The 14214-nt window shown below is 64.4% G+C and carries 15 protein-coding genes and 2 pseudogenes; 6 read left to right on the forward strand and 11 right to left on the reverse strand.

Annotated elements, in window-relative coordinates; translation table 11 throughout:
* Positions 1 to 16 precede the first annotated feature (16 nt).
* Positions 17 to 427, reverse strand: coding sequence for a DoxX family protein (locus tag ACVILI_RS03700; protein WP_038650673.1), 411 nt, complete (start codon positions 425 to 427; stop codon positions 17 to 19).
* Positions 428 to 559: 132 nt separating this feature from the next.
* A complete protein-coding gene (locus ACVILI_RS03705; RefSeq protein WP_038653552.1) occupies positions 560 to 1465 on the reverse strand; it encodes a bestrophin family protein in 906 nt (301 codons plus the stop codon).
* A 169-nt stretch (positions 1466 to 1634) separates the two neighbouring features.
* Here ACVILI_RS03705 and ACVILI_RS03710 point away from each other — a divergent pair, with 169 nt between their 5' ends.
* On the forward strand, positions 1635 to 2042 hold the full coding sequence (locus ACVILI_RS03710) for an ACT domain-containing protein (protein ID WP_038653555.1): 408 nt from the start codon (positions 1635 to 1637) through the stop codon (positions 2040 to 2042).
* Positions 2043 to 2046: 4 nt separating this feature from the next.
* Here ACVILI_RS03710 and ACVILI_RS03715 read toward each other — a convergent pair whose 3' ends face one another.
* The 3 genes from ACVILI_RS03715 to ACVILI_RS03725 all read right to left on the reverse strand — a co-directional run bounded on the left by ACVILI_RS03715 (position 2047) and on the right by ACVILI_RS03725 (position 4139).
* Positions 2047 to 2505, reverse strand: coding sequence for a GNAT family N-acetyltransferase (locus ACVILI_RS03715; RefSeq protein ID WP_064981518.1), 459 nt, complete (start codon positions 2503 to 2505; stop codon positions 2047 to 2049).
* Positions 2506 to 2698: 193 nt separating this feature from the next.
* Positions 2699 to 3733 (reverse strand): aspartate-semialdehyde dehydrogenase, encoded by a 1035-nt coding sequence (locus tag ACVILI_RS03720; protein ID WP_038650677.1) that lies wholly within the window; start codon positions 3731 to 3733, stop codon positions 2699 to 2701.
* A 106-nt stretch (positions 3734 to 3839) separates the two neighbouring features.
* Positions 3840 to 4139: a hypothetical protein gene (locus ACVILI_RS03725; protein WP_038650680.1), complete on the reverse strand. Its 300-nt coding sequence runs from the start codon at positions 4137 to 4139 to the stop codon at positions 3840 to 3842.
* Positions 4140 to 4174: 35 nt separating this feature from the next.
* Here ACVILI_RS03725 and ACVILI_RS03730 point away from each other — a divergent pair, with 35 nt between their 5' ends.
* Complete coding sequence (locus tag ACVILI_RS03730; RefSeq protein ID WP_019862108.1) at positions 4175 to 6043, forward strand: DEAD/DEAH box helicase; 1869 nt, start codon at positions 4175 to 4177, stop codon at positions 6041 to 6043.
* Positions 6044 to 6045: 2 nt separating this feature from the next.
* Here ACVILI_RS03730 and ACVILI_RS03735 read toward each other — a convergent pair whose 3' ends face one another.
* The gene (locus ACVILI_RS03735) at positions 6046 to 7470 is read right to left on the reverse strand and encodes a glycosyltransferase (protein ID WP_457102328.1); all 1425 of its coding nucleotides are present in this window, start codon (positions 7468 to 7470) and stop codon (positions 6046 to 6048) included.
* Between the two features lie 141 nt (positions 7471 to 7611).
* Here ACVILI_RS03735 and ACVILI_RS03740 point away from each other — a divergent pair, with 141 nt between their 5' ends.
* The 4 genes from ACVILI_RS03740 (at position 7612) to ACVILI_RS03755 (ending at position 10066) form a co-directional block, all read left to right on the forward strand.
* A complete protein-coding gene (locus ACVILI_RS03740; protein WP_038650683.1) occupies positions 7612 to 8316 on the forward strand; it encodes a DUF805 domain-containing protein in 705 nt (234 codons plus the stop codon).
* A gap of 70 nt (positions 8317 to 8386) precedes the next feature.
* The gene (locus tag ACVILI_RS03745; RefSeq protein WP_038650686.1) at positions 8387 to 9049 is read left to right on the forward strand and encodes a DUF805 domain-containing protein; all 663 of its coding nucleotides are present in this window, start codon (positions 8387 to 8389) and stop codon (positions 9047 to 9049) included.
* A 140-nt stretch (positions 9050 to 9189) separates the two neighbouring features.
* Positions 9190 to 9618, forward strand: a complete 429-nt coding sequence (locus tag ACVILI_RS03750; protein WP_457102329.1) for a polyketide cyclase — start codon at positions 9190 to 9192, stop codon at positions 9616 to 9618.
* 70 nt (positions 9619 to 9688) lie between these two features.
* Positions 9689 to 10066 carry a MarR family winged helix-turn-helix transcriptional regulator gene (locus tag ACVILI_RS03755; protein ID WP_240564555.1) on the forward strand — a complete coding sequence of 126 codons (378 nt, stop codon included), beginning with the start codon at positions 9689 to 9691 and terminating at the stop codon, positions 10064 to 10066.
* 160 nt (positions 10067 to 10226) lie between these two features.
* Here the strand turns inward: ACVILI_RS03755 and leuB are convergent, their stop codons facing one another.
* The 5 genes and pseudogenes from leuB to leuD all read right to left on the reverse strand — a co-directional run bounded on the left by leuB (position 10227) and on the right by leuD (position 14141).
* Entirely contained in the window at positions 10227 to 11330 is a 1104-nt protein-coding gene (leuB, locus tag ACVILI_RS03760; RefSeq protein ID WP_019862116.1) for a 3-isopropylmalate dehydrogenase, read from the reverse strand.
* Positions 11331 to 11416: 86 nt separating this feature from the next.
* A pseudogene (locus ACVILI_RS03765) lies at positions 11417 to 11768 on the reverse strand (VOC family protein).
* A gap of 4 nt (positions 11769 to 11772) precedes the next feature.
* Positions 11773 to 12165 (reverse strand): RidA family protein, encoded by a 393-nt coding sequence (locus ACVILI_RS03770; RefSeq protein WP_019862118.1) that lies wholly within the window; start codon positions 12163 to 12165, stop codon positions 11773 to 11775.
* Between the two features lie 344 nt (positions 12166 to 12509).
* Positions 12510 to 13463 carry a hypothetical protein gene (locus ACVILI_RS03775; protein WP_038650692.1) on the reverse strand — a complete coding sequence of 318 codons (954 nt, stop codon included), beginning with the start codon at positions 13461 to 13463 and terminating at the stop codon, positions 12510 to 12512.
* A gap of 71 nt (positions 13464 to 13534) precedes the next feature.
* Positions 13535 to 14141, reverse strand: a pseudogene (gene leuD, locus ACVILI_RS03780) (3-isopropylmalate dehydratase small subunit).
* Between the last annotated feature and the right edge of the window lie 73 nt (positions 14142 to 14214).

Below are 14214 nucleotides of genomic sequence, written 5' to 3' on the forward strand. Positions count from 1 at the left end.
AAAAATACCTGAAAAACTATCGGCTGAACGGGATCAGTGCGCGCACCTTGGGGTCGCGCAGATAGAGGCCGCCCCACAGGATGACACCGAGGTAGACGCCGAACAGCGTGTGCGAGAACAGCGGATTGCCGATCCGGGCATTGGTGGCGATGGCGCCGCCCATATAGGCGGTGAGCAGGATGGCGCCGAGTACCGATGTGCGCGGCAGCGCGTAGAGCGCGGTCGCGATGAGGCCGATGACGCCGAGCAGGCGCGCGACGTTGGCGTCGGCCGGCCAGCCGAGCGGCACCATCGTCTGGGTGACGACATCGAGCGGCGGCAGCTTGATGGCGCCGTCAAAGATCATGAACAGGATGATGATGCCGCTGAGCACACGGCCGGCCCACAAGGCGCCGGACGAGACAGGCGCGGTTTCGGAAATGCTCATCGGTGTTCCCTCCTGATGGTTCGAACCCCTTTCGCCGGGGTCGAACCAAGGACGCGGCATGAGGCGGCGATCCTACAGGGGGCTGGGTTTTTTCGATCCGTCCTTTGGCCGGCAAGCAGGCCAGTCCAGATTCTACGAAAAATAGAACTTCTGGGCCGGCAGCAACTTCGGCGGCGCCTCCCCCAGCGCCTCGAAGACCGAGATCTCGCAAACGCGGCACAGGCCGTCGAGCGCGAGGTCGTTGGCTTCGGTGCCGAACGGGTCTTCGAGCTCCTCCGAAAGCGCATCGAGGCCGAAGAAGGTGTAGGCGATCAGCGCCGTGAACAGCGGCGTCGCCCAGCCGGTGGTCGAGATCAGCCCGATGGGCAGAAGCAGGCAGACGATATAGGCCGTGCGGTGCACGAGCAGTGTATAAGCGAAAGGCAAGGGCGTGCCGGCGATCCGCTCGCAGCCGGCCTGGATGGCCGTGATCGACGCCAGCCTCTCATCAAGAATGCGAAAGCCGATCGGATCGACGTCGCCCGCCCGGCGCTGCGCATTGGCGCGCCGTCCCATGCGCCGGACCATCTCGTCCGCCGGATTGGCGAAAGTCGCGACCGTATCCGCCTCGGCGTCGATGAAGGCGCGGGCATCCTTGATGCTGTCGATCTTGCGCAACTGGCCGCGCAGGAAATGGCAGAAGGCCAGCGCCTCCATCAGCAAGGCGCGCTGTTCGGCCGGATCGGGAATGAGGCTGGTCGTGGCCCGCGCCAGGTTGCGGATCTCGAAGACCAGCGTGCCCCACAGCTTGCGCGCTTCCCACCAGCGGTCATAGGCGGCGTTGTTGCGGAACGACAGATAGATGGACAGCGTCACGCCCACCAGCCCGAACGGCGTGATGTTGAAGACGCCGAGATCGAGCTCGAACCATCGCGCCAGGGCCAGGATGACCGCCGAATAGACGGCGAACCCAAAGATCTGCGGCAGGATGCGCGGCACCACGGAGCCGCGCATGATGAAGAACAGCTGCAGGAAGTTGGGGCGCGGGCGAACGATCATGGACGGCCTTTCACGGACCGGCATCGGCCCTCAGCTGCTCTATTGTGCGATGCGACAGATCCGCAAGCCCGGCCGCCAGCGACATCGCCATGTCGTGCGCGCGGACTATCGGCGTGTGCCGGTTGCCGATATTGAGAAGCCTATAACCGTTCCTTTTCAGGCGAGAGAAATGACCGGCGAGACCGACCTGAAGGCATTGTTGGCATCGATGACACCGGAACTGCTCGACGGCATCCATGTCTTCGCCATGCTGGCGCCTGGGGTTCCCCAGCCGGAGGACCTCGACCCGGTGATGGTGTTTCGCGAGCGCGAGGGCACGACGCTGATCGTGACCGAGGACGCGGCGAAGGCCGCCAGACTGAGCGCCTCGTTCCGCTGCCGGATGATCACGCTGAACATCCACTCATCGCTGGAAGCCGTCGGCTTCCTCGCCGCCATCACCACGCGGCTGGCTAGCGCCGGCATGGGCGTCAATCCGGTCTCGGCTTTCTATCACGACCATCTGTTCGTGCCGGCGGAACGGGCCGAGGAGGCAATGATCTTGCTGCGTGGACTAGAGAACGGACGGGTGGAGTAAGGCGTCAGCGCCTGCGGACATACAGAATATCCGGCAGGCCTTCCTCATTGGTCATGCCGTCGCCAAACGACTCGGCGCGGAACCCGTGGCGCTCGTAAAAACGCCGGGCACCGGTGTTGGCCTGGAAGCAATGGAGTTTGGTGACCGGCAGGGCAGCGGTGGCGTCCGTCAGCAACCGGCTGCCGATGCCTTGCCCCGTCCAGGCCGGGTCGAGGTAGAGCTGCTCCACCCAATCGCCGCTGACGGCAATGAAACCGGCAATCACCTTGCCGGCCTCAGCGACCGTCACCTGCTGCCGTGGCAGCACGATATCGCGGATGAAGAAAAGGTCTTCCTCCGGGGTATGCAGCACCGGCATCCAGTCGAAGGAGCTGAGCGCCGCCCGCATCATGGTCGCGATGGCGGCAGCGTCCGAGCCGATGGCCGGACGCAGGATGGTATCTACGGGCTGAGCGCTAGTCATGAAGGGAACCCCAACGTCTCACTCCGCTGGAACCCCCCATCCGGCGCTTCGCGCCGATCCACCTTCTCCCACAGGGGGAGAAGGAAGAAGCGCCCCGGCCGAAGGCCGAGCCCGCGACCGCGGGCCGCCGGTCGTCCGGCGCCCTCGCGGAGGGCCCGCCGCGGCAGCGGCGATAAGGCCCCTGAGCGGTAAACTACGCCGCCTTCTTCTTCGGCTGGATCAGGCCGCGCTCGACCAGAAGCTCGGCGATCTGCACCGCGTTGAGCGCGGCGCCCTTGCGCAGATTGTCGGAGACGATCCACATCGACAGGCCGTTGTCGACGGTCGAATCCTCGCGGATGCGCGAGATGAAGGTGGCGTCCTCGCCGGCCGATTCCAGCGGCGTGATGTAGCCGCCGTCCTCGCGCTTGTCCAAGACCTGGCAGCCGGGAGCATCACGCAGGATGTCGCGCGCCTCGTCGGCGGTGATCGGCTTCTCGAACTCGATGTTGACCGCTTCCGAATGGCCGATGAACACCGGCACGCGCACGCAGGTCGCCGTCAGCTTGATCTTGGGATCGAGCATCTTCTTGGTCTCGGCGACCATCTTCCACTCTTCCTTGGTGAAGCCGTCGTCGAGGAAGGCGTCGATATGCGGAATGACGTTGAAGGCGATGCGCTTGGTGAACTTCTTGACGTCGACCTGGTCGGCGACGAACACCGCGCGGGTCTGCGTGAACAGCTCGTCCATGCCTTCCTTGCCGGCGCCCGACACCGACTGGTAGGTGGCAACCACGACGCGCTTGATGGTGGCAAAATCGTGCAGCGGCTTCAGCGCCACGACCAGCTGCGCAGTCGAGCAATTCGGGTTGGCAATGATGTTCTTGCGCGTGAACAGCGAGATCGCGTCCGGGTTCACCTCCGGCACGATCAGCGGCACGTCCTGGTCATAGCGGAAGGCCGACGAATTATCGATGACGACGCAACCCTGCTTGCCGATCTTCGGCGACCATTCCTTGGAGACATTGCCGCCGGCCGACATGACGCAGATGTCGGTGTCGGAAAAATCATACTGGTCGAGCGCCTTGACCTTCAGCGTGCGGTCGCCGAACGACACTTCCGTGCCCTGGCTGCGCCGCGACGCCAGCGCCACCACTTCGCTTACCGGAAAGCCGCGCTCTTCCAGTATGTTGAGCATTTCCCGGCCCACATTGCCCGTGGCGCCGACGACTGCAACCTTGAAACTCATAAAGATCTCCTGTCCCTCTCCGCTTGGTTTTTGGAGAAAACCCGCCGGCCAATGCGGGTTCCGTCCCCCGGGCCGAACCCGGGAGAGGGTGGTTAGGCCAAGGGAATCACACCGTTTTGGTGGTGGTTTTGGCCGTGGTTTTGCTGGAACGAGGAGACGAGCCGAGGCGCCCGGCCCAATGGTTCGCATTGAGGCTGGGGGCATCGAATGCAAGAAGAGCCATCGAAAGGCCGCGCATCGAAAAACGATCCCGTTCGAAGCGGGCTTTTACGCGGTTTGCGGCAGGAGTCAATGCGCTGCGCGTCGCATGGCCTTCATGGCGCGCCCTGTACAAGAGCGGCGGCAGGAAGTACGAACGGCCAAGATTGTTTGGCTGGCGCGGCGCCGGCCCCGGCTCGTGCTCCATGATGAGCGCAGACCCCTGAATTCCGAAAGAGCGAGATGTCCAACTTTGAAGGTATCGTCCCGGCGCTGGCACAGGCGCTGGAAAAACGCGGCTATTCCGCACTGACACCGGTGCAGAAGGCGGTGCTGGAACTTGGGTCCGCCGATGCTCTGGTATCGGCGCAGACCGGCTCCGGCAAGACCGTGGCCTTCGGCCTTGCCATGGCGCCGACGCTTCTCGACGGCGCCGAGCGCTTTGGCCATGCGACAGCGCCACTGGCATTGGCGGTGGCGCCGACGCGCGAACTGGCGCTGCAGGTGACGCGTGAACTCGAATGGCTTTACGAGCCGACCGGCGCCACGGTGGCGTCCTGCGTCGGTGGCATGGACATGCGCACCGAGCGGCGCGCGCTGGAGCGCGGCGCCCATATCGTCGTCGGCACGCCCGGGCGGCTGCGCGACCACATCACACGGCAATCGCTCGACATGTCGGCGCTGAAAGCGGTGGTGCTCGACGAGGCCGACGAGATGCTCGATCTCGGTTTTCGCGAGGATCTCGAGTTCATACTCGACGCCGCGCCGGCCGAACGCCGCACGCTGATGTTCTCGGCCACCGTGCCGCGCTCGATCGCCACGCTGGCGCAAGGCTACCAGCGCGATGCCGTGCGCATCTCCGCCGCCGGCGAGGAAAAGCAGCATCTCGACATCGAATACCGCGCGCTCAACGTCGCCCAGGCCGACCGCGAGAACGCCATCATCAACGTGCTGCGTTTCTATGAGGCGAAGAACGCGCTGGTGTTCTGCAACACACGCGCCGCCGTCAATCATTTGACCGCGCGCTTCAACAACCGCAATTTTTCCGTCGTGGCACTTTCGGGCGAACTCAGCCAGAACGAGCGCAGCCATGCGCTGCAGGCGATGCGCGACGGCCGTGCGAAAGTCTGCATCGCCACCGATGTCGCGGCGCGCGGCATCGACCTGCCTAACCTCGAACTGGTCATCCACGCCGATCTGCCGACCAATCCCGAGACGCTGCTGCATCGCAGCGGCCGCACCGGCCGCGCCGGGCGCAAGGGCGTCAGCGCACTGATCGTGCCGGGCAGCGCCCGCAGGCGCACCGAGCGCCTGTTGCAGAACGCCGGCCTCAAGGCGACATGGGCGAGTCCGCCCTCCGCCGACGACGTGATCCGCCGCGACGACGAGCGCATCCTCTCCGATCCGGCCTTCGACGAGCCGGTGAAGGACGATGAGCGCGCTTTCATCGACGCGCTTCTCAGCCGGCATGGCGCCGAACAGGTGGCGGCCGCCTTCGTGCGCCAGTGCCGCGCCAGCCGCTCGGCGCCCGAGGATCTCTTGGACGTCGCACCCTTCACGCCTTCACGCGAAAGACCGGCCGGCGAAAAATTCGCGCAGCGCGACGAGGCGCCGAGCCGCCGCGACGATTTCGGCGCCAGCGTCTGGTTCTCGCTGTCGGTCGGCCGCCGGCAGAATGCCGAGCCGCGTTGGCTGATCCCGATGCTGTGCCGCACCGGCAGCATCTCCAAGCGCGAGATCGGCGCCATCAAGATGCAGCCGGAAGAAACCTTCGTGCAGATCGCCGTGGACTGGGCCGACCGTTTTCTCGCCGCCATCGGTCCCGACCGCAAATTGCAGGGCAACATCGTGGTCAAGCGGCTGGACGGCACGCCGGACCTGTCGCGGGCCGGCTATCAGCCACCCAGCCCCGACAAGAAGCCGCATCGCGGCAAGGCGCCATTCGACCCGAACGCGCCGAAGCGCAAATTCGAGAAGCGCGCGCCGGCTTCAGTCGATCAGCGCCCGGCAGCCGCGCATGAGGCAAAGCCATGGGCAAAAAAGCCGGGCAAGCCGAAATTCGACAATGCCAGCCCGCCAAAGCACAAGAAGCCGAAGAAGCGGCCTTCATAACCCTATAAACGCCGGGACGCGCTCTCCTGCAGCCCGGCCTTGATGGCCGACCAGCTAGCGGCCGCCGGCGTCGGCCGATGGTTTTGGGCGATGCGCTCCGCCAAAGAGGAGCGCCAGGCGTGATCCTCAGCCATCTTGCGGATGGCGGCGTACCAGCCGGCCTGGTCTTCGGAATCGATCGCCGGCATCAGCCCGCCGCTCGCCTCGATCAGCGACGGCGCCGTCGACACGATGACCGGAACGCCGAAATCGAGGCATTCCGAGGCGCCATAGCCCCAGCCCTCTATATGCGAGGGAAAAACGCCGAACGTGGCGCTGCGATAATAGCCGATGAGCTGCTCGTCGCTGACCAACCCGGTGAAAGTGACCGACTGGAGCAGTTCGGGATGCGCCTTGAGAAAAGCGCGCAGCGGTTCGATCATCCAGCCCCAGCGCCCGGCGCAGACAAGCCTTGGCAGCTTGACGCCCTCTTCGCGCGCCTGCTGCCAGATCCGCGCCAGCAATATGTGGTTTTTGCGCACTTCGATGGTCGAGCAATAGAACACGAACGGCTCGCCGGGCTCGATGCGCGAGGTGCTTCCCATGCGCGATGCCGTCTCGTGCAGGATGGAAGGCATCGGAAACCGGCACACCACCGGCGCGCCGATGCCGGCCTTGCGCATATATTCGGTCAGAGTCGCGCCGACCTCGTCGGAGGCGCAGAATGCCGGCGCACCGGCGCGCACGAGCTGCTCGAGATCGGAGCCGAAACGGCGCTCGCCGGCGCTCGAGCCGATCAGGTCGGGGCGCAATGCCGGGATGATATCGTGGCACAGGAAGGCAGGCCTGCCGGCGCCGCCCGAAACGGCGGACCGGTCTTCCTGGGTCAGGATGTGATGGCTGATCAGCACAAGGCCGGGCTCCGTCTCGGCCGGCCGGGCTGGGGCATCTTCTCGCAAGCCAAATCGAATCCGCGCCCGCTGGTACAGGCGATAAGCGCGGATCAACAGCCGCGTCGCCTGCCAGGCGATCCCCATGCCGCCATTGGTCACCGTCCTGGCCAGATGGCGGTCCGCGTCACGCTTGTCCCAGGGCTGTTGCCGCACCGCCTCGAAAGCCTGCGACAGCGCCATGCGTCTCCCCGGCCACCGCTTGACACGATGCGGTGAAATCTCGCCCGCCGCGACATGGTCCTGTTCGAAAGGCGCGAGCGGCCGGAACCGGCCTTCGCCTGGCCTGAACGCCACCACCTCCACGTCTGGGTCGGGATCCGCCAATGCAGCGTTGACGAGAAAGCTCTCCACCCGTGGAATGCCCGCCAGGCCCTTGCCCGGCGGCCAGAACATCAGGCCGGTGGCATCGATGGCCAGTGCAGGGGCATACCTCGGCGGCCTTGCGACCTGCCTACCCTCGGTCCCGGCTCTGGCATCGGAATGCTCGACTGTCATGATCTGCTTTGTCGAAGACGGCTGCACGTGAAGCCTTATGCTTGATTTGCCGCTAATATGGTAGCCATGCCGCACGGTGTTGCCCACGGGATCGGCCCTGTGCCACACCTTGGCGGGGACGCGGCGACAAGGGGGTGGGCGATGCGTGGCGAAGTGCTTCACTATGACGAAGACCAGGGTTTCGGCTTCATCACCGGAGCCGACGGCAACCGCTACACATTCACCCGCGAGAACCTTCGCCGGCAAACCGCGATGGCCAAGGGCACAACGGTGGAATTCCAGCCGAGCGGCGGCCAGGCGCGTGACGTTTTCTCGATCGCCGCCCAGGCGGCAAGCCCGGCCGCCGGCACCATTCCCGCACCGGCTCAAGCCGGTCCCGCACCTACTGCCGTCGCATCGCCGGCGCCGCATTTCGGCCGGACGTCCGAGCCCTCAGAGCCCACCGATCTCTGGTCCTATTTCTGGGGTGGCGTGACCCGGAACTACTTCAATTTCGCCGGCCGCGCCCGCCGCAAGGAATATTGGGGCTATTGCCTGTTCTGGACGATCGCGTTGCTGGTGATCGTCGGCATCGGCGTTTTCACCGATGCCGAGATCGGCAATTTCGACAACGCCGAGGTGCCGGCGATGACGGTGGGGCTTTTCGGCCTCTTCCTGCTGGCCACCTTCCTGCCCAGCCTCGGCATGATCGTGCGCCGCCTGCACGACCTCGGCCTGACCGGCTGGCTCTGCCTGCTCCTCCTGATCCCGACCTTCGGCAGCCTGATCATCCTGGTCTTCGCGCTCATCCCGACACAAGGGCGCGAAAACCAGTGGGGGCCTGTGCCGGCGGGGGTCAGGATCTAACCTAAACGTGCATCTTGCAACTACTTGCAACTTTAGGTAGAGTCCCCGCTCGGCATGACGGGGGCAAAGTATGCGTGGCACGGTCTATCACTTCGACCAGGATCAGGATTTCGGTTACATCAATGGGGTTGACGGCAAACGCTACATGTTTGCCCGTAGTGATCTAAGCCATGAGGTGGCTCTCGCCAGGGGTACGCTCGTCGAATTCCAGCCAGACGACGGTACGGCTCACAATATAGCCGCTGTGGCCTCAACCTCGCCGTCGTCAAGCACCGGCCGGCCATCGCAACCTAGCCAGCTTGCCGAAAAGCGGCTTGCCGCTTCCACAGGACTGTGGGCGTACTTCCTGTGCACGGTGAGCGTGAACTATTTCAATTTCCACGGACGCGGCCGCCGCAAGGAATTCTGGGCCTTTTGGCTATGCTTTATCCTTGTGCAGTTAGCACTTGTTGGCCTCGGGATACTCGTCAATCTGGCCATCAACGGTTTCGGCATCAACGCGGGCAAAAGCTCGATAGGGTTCCTACCCGCTGGTATCTTTACACTGGCATTCGGCTGGTCGTGGATCGCGCTTGTCGTGCGGCGTCTTCACGACATCGGCCTGAGTGGCTGGCTTGTGTTGATCTGCTTCATCCCGGCTATCGGCGGGGTGGCCGTGCTGGTCTTGGGGCTTGTGCCGTCTCAGGGGCGCGAAAACCAGTGGGGACCGGTGCCGGCGGGGGTCAGGGTTTAGCGACTTCGGCTGCATGCCGCTCGAAACTGCATAAAAGCAAGGAGTTGGCACCATCCAGGCGGAGCAGCAAGATTCCTCTTGCTATTTAATCTGTGCACAGATCGAATGATCGATCAGCCAGGATGAATGGAGCCGAGACAATGTGGAGCAATGAATACACCGCCATTTCCTCCCTTCCCGCAGCAGCCGTCTGGAACGCGCTGAAGGCTTTGCACGAGGGCCGCCTGACCTATGAAGGGTCCGACACTTTCGTGCTGCACGGCCCGTTCGCCAAGGGCACCCGTGTCTCGGTGACGCCGGTCGGGCAGGACACGTTTGAATCGACCATCGTCGATCTCGTCGATAATGTCACCTATGCCGACGAGACGTCGTTCGGTGACATCAAGCTGCTGTTCCGGCATACGCTGGTGCCAGTCGAAGGCGGCACGCAGGTGACGCACCGGCTGGAAATTTCCGGCCCCTCGGCAGCCGAGGTCGGACCCGAACTCGGCCCGCAGATCAGCGGCGATTTCGACGTGTCGATGGCTAAATTGTTCGAGCAGGCAAAGGAGTTTGCGACGGGTGGCTGATGGACAGGATTTGAAAACGCGCTTCAGCGGACCTTCGGAGAGCCCGGGCTTGTTGTTGTGGCGAACCACCATGCGCTGGCAGCGCGTCATGACGGCGGCGCTGGCGCCGCTCGACCTGACTCATGTCCAGTTCGTGCTCTTGGCCTCGGCCATGTGGCTCGGCCGCAATGGCGAGCCGCCCAACCAGGTGCAGCTCGCCGCCCAGGCCGGCACCGAGGTGAAGATGACGTCGGACGTCGTTGCCCGGCTCGAGGCCAAGGGTTTGATCGCGCGGGAAGCCGACCTCAGGGATTCGCGTGCCAAGGTGATCCGCGTCACCCCGGCCGGGGCGGCCGCCGCACAGCGCGCCATCGTTGCCGTGGAGACCGCCGACGCGGCCTTTTTCGAACCGGTGGACGAAGCACAGTTCGTCGGCCTGCTGCAGCAGCTGGCCGGCGAGATCCGCTAAACCGGGAGGTCCTGCGCCAAGGTGTGTCGAGATTCAGGTCAGGCCGAGCCGAGAATGGCGACTGCCGAGAACCGGAGCGGAGCGTACTTGAAGTACGCGAGCACCGGAAGCGCAGGCAGCCGTCATTCGCAGGCCGGCCTCACCTGAATATCGGCACGCCTTAGCCCAGGAACTTGGCGATGATCGCATCGCCCATCTCGACCGTGCCGACTTCGGTCATGCCCGGCGAGAAAATGTCCTTCGTCCGCAGGCCCTGATCGAGCACGGCGGCGATCGCGCCCTCCAGCCTGTCGGCTTCATCGACCATGCCGAAGGAATAGCGCAGGCACATGGCGAAGGAAGCGATCATGGCGATCGGGTTGGCGATGCCCTTGCCGGCAATGTCGGGTGCCGAGCCGTGCACGGGCTCGTAGAGCGCCTTGCGCTTCTTGGTCTTGACGTCGGGCGCGCCGAGCGAAGCCGACGGCAGCATGCCGATCGAGCCGGTCAGCATGGCGGCGATATCGGACAGCATGTCGCCGAACAGATTGTCGGTGACGATGACGTCGAACTGTTTTGGCCAGCGCACCAGCTGCATGCCGCCGGCATCCGCCAGCATGTGGTCGAGCTTGACGTCGGAATAGCGCGCCTTGTGCGTCTGGGTGACGACCTCGTTCCACAGCACGCCCGATTTCATGACGTTGCGCTTTTCCATCGAGGTGACGTGGTTCTTGCGGGTCCGAGCCAGTTCGAAGGCGACGCCCGAAATGCGCTCGATCTCGAACGTGTCGTAGACCTGCGTGTCGATGCCGCGCTTCTGGCCGTTGCCGAGATCGATGATCTGCTTGGGCTCGCCGAAATAGACGCCGCCGGTCAGCTCGCGCACGATGAGGATGTCGAGGCCTTCGACCACCTCCTGCTTGAGCGAGGAGGACGCCGCGAGCGCCGGATAGCAAATGGCGGGACGCAGATTGGCGAACAGCTCCATGTCCTTGCGCAGCCGCAGCAGGCCGGCCTCGGGGCGCACCTCGTAAGGCACGGCATCCCATTTCGGTCCGCCGACGGCGCCGAACAGCACCGCGTCCGCCGCCATCGCCTTGGCCATGTCGGCATCGGAGATCGCCGCGCCATGCGCGTCGTAGGCGCAGCCGCCGACCAGGCCCTCATCGGTGACGAAGCCGCTGCCGAGCTTTTCGTTCATGGCCGATATCAGCTTCTTGACCTCGGCCATGGCCTCGGGGCCGATGCCGTCGCCGGGGAGCAGGAAAAGATGCTTCGTTGCCATGGAGAAACCGTCCCAGAAAGAATTTGAACCGCGGCCTTGCTAAACGCCAAGCGCTTGCGGCGCAAGCCTGCGGTTCAGAACCACGATCACCGATGTGAGAGAATGTTGACCAGCCGGCCCAGGGGATCGCGCACATAGAAGCGCCGCACACCCCACGGTTCGTCGGCCGGACCGTATTCGATGGCGAAGCCGGCGGCCTTCATGCCTTGAAGTGCCGCCTCGAGATCGTCGACCTCGATCGACAGGTCCGGCACCGGCGTGCCGGAGCCGCCTTGCGCCATGGAAGGAGACCTGCACCTGCATCTTTTCCGCGGAGCCGTAGGTGACGATCCAGCCCTGATCCATCAGCATGTCGAGGCCAAGCACATCCTGGTAGAAGCGTTTCGCCGCCGCTGCATCCTGCGTCTCGATATTGGCCACGATGCGCCGGACCTTCATGGTCTCAGCGCCTCGGAGCCGAGCGCCGCAGCGCCGTGACTTCGATCTCGATCTTCATTTCCGGCTTGTTGAGCTGGCACACGATCATTGTCGCCGCCGGCCTGATGTCGCCGAATGTCTCGCCCAGGATCGGGAAGACCACATCAACGAAGGCCTGGTCGGTGATGTAGTAATGCGCCCGCACCACGTCTGATATCTCGAAGCCACCGTCGGCCAGCGCCTTGCCGATCGTCGCCAGGCAGTTGCGCGTCTGCGCCTCGACCGTTTCCGGCATCGTCATCGTCGCGTAATCATAGCCGGTCGTGCCGGAGACGAAGCACCAGTCGCCCTGCACCACCGCGCGCGAATAGCCGGCGGTCTTCTCGAAGGGCGAACCGGTGGAGATCAGTTTGCGCATGGAAGGCCTCCTTGGATTGTGGCCTGCGTCTAGCAGGCGGCGCGGCGCGGGTCGTGGGCCAAGCAGGGCGGACCATTGTCACGACGCGGCGAAGTGCTGCCTCGGAGATTAGTCGGGGTATCCCTCCCGTCGTCATCCTAGGGCGTAACAAGGAGCGAAGCGACGCGGCGCAGACTCTAGGATCCATGCCGGGACTCCGAAGCGTCGCCACGGTCCAGAATTCTGCTCCGCCGCACCCGTCGGCACGGTCGCGGCATGGATCCTCGGGTCTCCGCGACGCCGCTGCGCGGCTGCTCCGCCCGTGGATGACGAAGCTCTGTTGGCCGTCGCGCAACGCTAGTGCCCTAGTTCCCCGACGCCTGCGCGTCGTCGAGCGCCTTCTTGATATCGTCCGGCCAGTCCTTGAGCGGCGGCCAGGCCGCTGGCGCGCCATCGTCGCCACGCCGCGAGAAATAGACCGTGTGCTTGGCCGGATCGACCGCCATGAAGCCGTCATTGCCGCCGCAATCATGCGGCACGCAGCCGGTGGCGTAAAAGGCGCCGGAGGCCGTCTTTTCCGTGCCGCCACCGACCAGCAAGCTGGTCGCCATGTCGGGCATGGTGTCGCCGAGCAGCGCCTTGGCCGCCTTGTAGACCGCCTCGTTGTGGAAGGCATCGATGATGTTGTCGTATTTCGACGGATCGATATCCTTCCAGTCGGTGCCGGGTTCGGGCGTGTAAGCGAGGTTGCCGGAAGTCGTCAGGCCTTCGGTCGGCGACCATTGCAGGGCCGGCTTCTGATCGCCCGGCAGCAGATAGGGCACGAAATAGATGGCGCTGTCGGAGATCGCCGCCGGCGGCGCGCCGCATTCGTCCTGCTCGACCGTCGTGGTCTTGATCTCGCCGTCCTTCGGCTTCCAGACGATGACCTTGGCCGGGCCGCATTGATTGCCGCCGTCGCCGACATCGACCAGCGCCACGTTGACGTCGCCGATCTTCACGATCTTGTCGAAGAAGACATCGTAGTTGCTGGCCAGCTGCTTGCCGTCATAGGCGAGCACCTTCTCGCCGTCCTGCTCCGGCTGCGTGATGGTCAGCTGGCCGCCCTCGAACGCTATCGGCGCCTGCTTGTCGTCGTCGGCGGGCGCCGCGTCGCTGGTGTTGGACGATCCCTGGTCGGTCGCCGGCTGCTCGGCCGGTTTCTGGGCTGCCGCTGGCGTCTGTTGCGCCGCGGGCGTCTGTGTCTGGGCAAAGGCGCTCGCGGCGGGCACCACCACCAGCGCCAGCCCGCAAACGCCGGCAAGAAGCGAACGTGCCATGACTGTCCCTCCCTTCAGTCGCCACCAAACCCGGCCGGAACGCGGCCGGACCTATCGTCGGACGGTGCCGCTCAGGCCCAGGGACGCTGTTCGGCGTTCTTCTTCTCGAACGAGGCGATGGCGCCGGCCTTCTCCATGGTCAGGCCGATATCGTCGAGGCCGTTGAGCATGCAGTGCCGCTTGAAGTCGTCGAGGTCGAACTTGACGACGCCGCCATCGGGGCCGCGGATTTCCTTGGCTTCGAGATCGATCGACAAAAGTGGCGTTGGAGCCGCGCGAGGCGTCGTCCATCAGCTTCTCCAGATCTTCGGGGCTGACGGTGATCGGCAGCACGCCGTTCTTGAAGCAGTTGTTGTAGAAAATGTCGGCGAACGAGGTCGAGATGACGCAGCGAATGCCGAAGTCGAGCAGCGCCCACGGCGCGTGCTCGCGGCTCGAGCCGCAGCCGAAATTGTCGCCGGCGACCAGGATCTGCGCCTTGCGGTAGGCCGGTTTGTTGAGCACGAAATCCGGATTTTCCGAACCATCGTCATTGTAGCGCATTTCGGCGAACAGGCCGGTGCCGAGGCCGGTGCGCTTGATCGTCTTGAGATAATCCTTCGGGATGATCATGTCGGTGTCGACATTGACGATCGGCATCGGAGCGGCGACGCCGGTGAGCTTGGTGAATTTTTCCATGGCTTTGGCCCGTGTTTTCGTTGCGGGGGATTTGCTGACGCCCCGTTTACACAAAGCCGAGGGCAAATAAAAG

The sequence above is a fragment of the Mesorhizobium sp. USDA 4775 genome (assembly GCF_054062655.1).

What these genes read in the sequence shown, in the direction of transcription:
- ACVILI_RS03700 (WP_038650673.1), bottom strand. Translation starts at nt 427, where the DNA reads ATGAGCATTTCCGAAACCGCGCCTGTCTCGTCCGGCGCCTTGTGGGCC.
- ACVILI_RS03705 (WP_038653552.1), bottom strand. Translation starts at nt 1,465, where the DNA reads ATGATCGTTCGCCCGCGCCCCAACTTCCTGCAGCTGTTCTTCATCATG.
- ACVILI_RS03710 (WP_038653555.1), top strand. Translation starts at nt 1,635, where the DNA reads ATGACCGGCGAGACCGACCTGAAGGCATTGTTGGCATCGATGACACCG.
- ACVILI_RS03715 (WP_064981518.1), bottom strand. Translation starts at nt 2,505, where the DNA reads ATGACTAGCGCTCAGCCCGTAGATACCATCCTGCGTCCGGCCATCGGC.
- ACVILI_RS03720 (WP_038650677.1), bottom strand. Translation starts at nt 3,733, where the DNA reads ATGAGTTTCAAGGTTGCAGTCGTCGGCGCCACGGGCAATGTGGGCCGG.
- ACVILI_RS03725 (WP_038650680.1), bottom strand. Translation starts at nt 4,139, where the DNA reads ATGGAGCACGAGCCGGGGCCGGCGCCGCGCCAGCCAAACAATCTTGGC.
- ACVILI_RS03730 (WP_019862108.1), top strand. Translation starts at nt 4,175, where the DNA reads ATGTCCAACTTTGAAGGTATCGTCCCGGCGCTGGCACAGGCGCTGGAA.
- ACVILI_RS03735 (WP_457102328.1), bottom strand. Translation starts at nt 7,470, where the DNA reads ATGACAGTCGAGCATTCCGATGCCAGAGCCGGGACCGAGGGTAGGCAG.
- ACVILI_RS03740 (WP_038650683.1), top strand. Translation starts at nt 7,612, where the DNA reads ATGCGTGGCGAAGTGCTTCACTATGACGAAGACCAGGGTTTCGGCTTC.
- ACVILI_RS03745 (WP_038650686.1), top strand. Translation starts at nt 8,387, where the DNA reads ATGCGTGGCACGGTCTATCACTTCGACCAGGATCAGGATTTCGGTTAC.
- ACVILI_RS03750 (WP_457102329.1), top strand. Translation starts at nt 9,190, where the DNA reads ATGTGGAGCAATGAATACACCGCCATTTCCTCCCTTCCCGCAGCAGCC.
- ACVILI_RS03755 (WP_240564555.1), top strand. Translation starts at nt 9,689, where the DNA reads ATGCGCTGGCAGCGCGTCATGACGGCGGCGCTGGCGCCGCTCGACCTG.
- leuB (WP_019862116.1), bottom strand. Translation starts at nt 11,330, where the DNA reads ATGGCAACGAAGCATCTTTTCCTGCTCCCCGGCGACGGCATCGGCCCC.
- ACVILI_RS03770 (WP_019862118.1), bottom strand. Translation starts at nt 12,165, where the DNA reads ATGCGCAAACTGATCTCCACCGGTTCGCCCTTCGAGAAGACCGCCGGC.
- ACVILI_RS03775 (WP_038650692.1), bottom strand. Translation starts at nt 13,463, where the DNA reads ATGGCACGTTCGCTTCTTGCCGGCGTTTGCGGGCTGGCGCTGGTGGTG.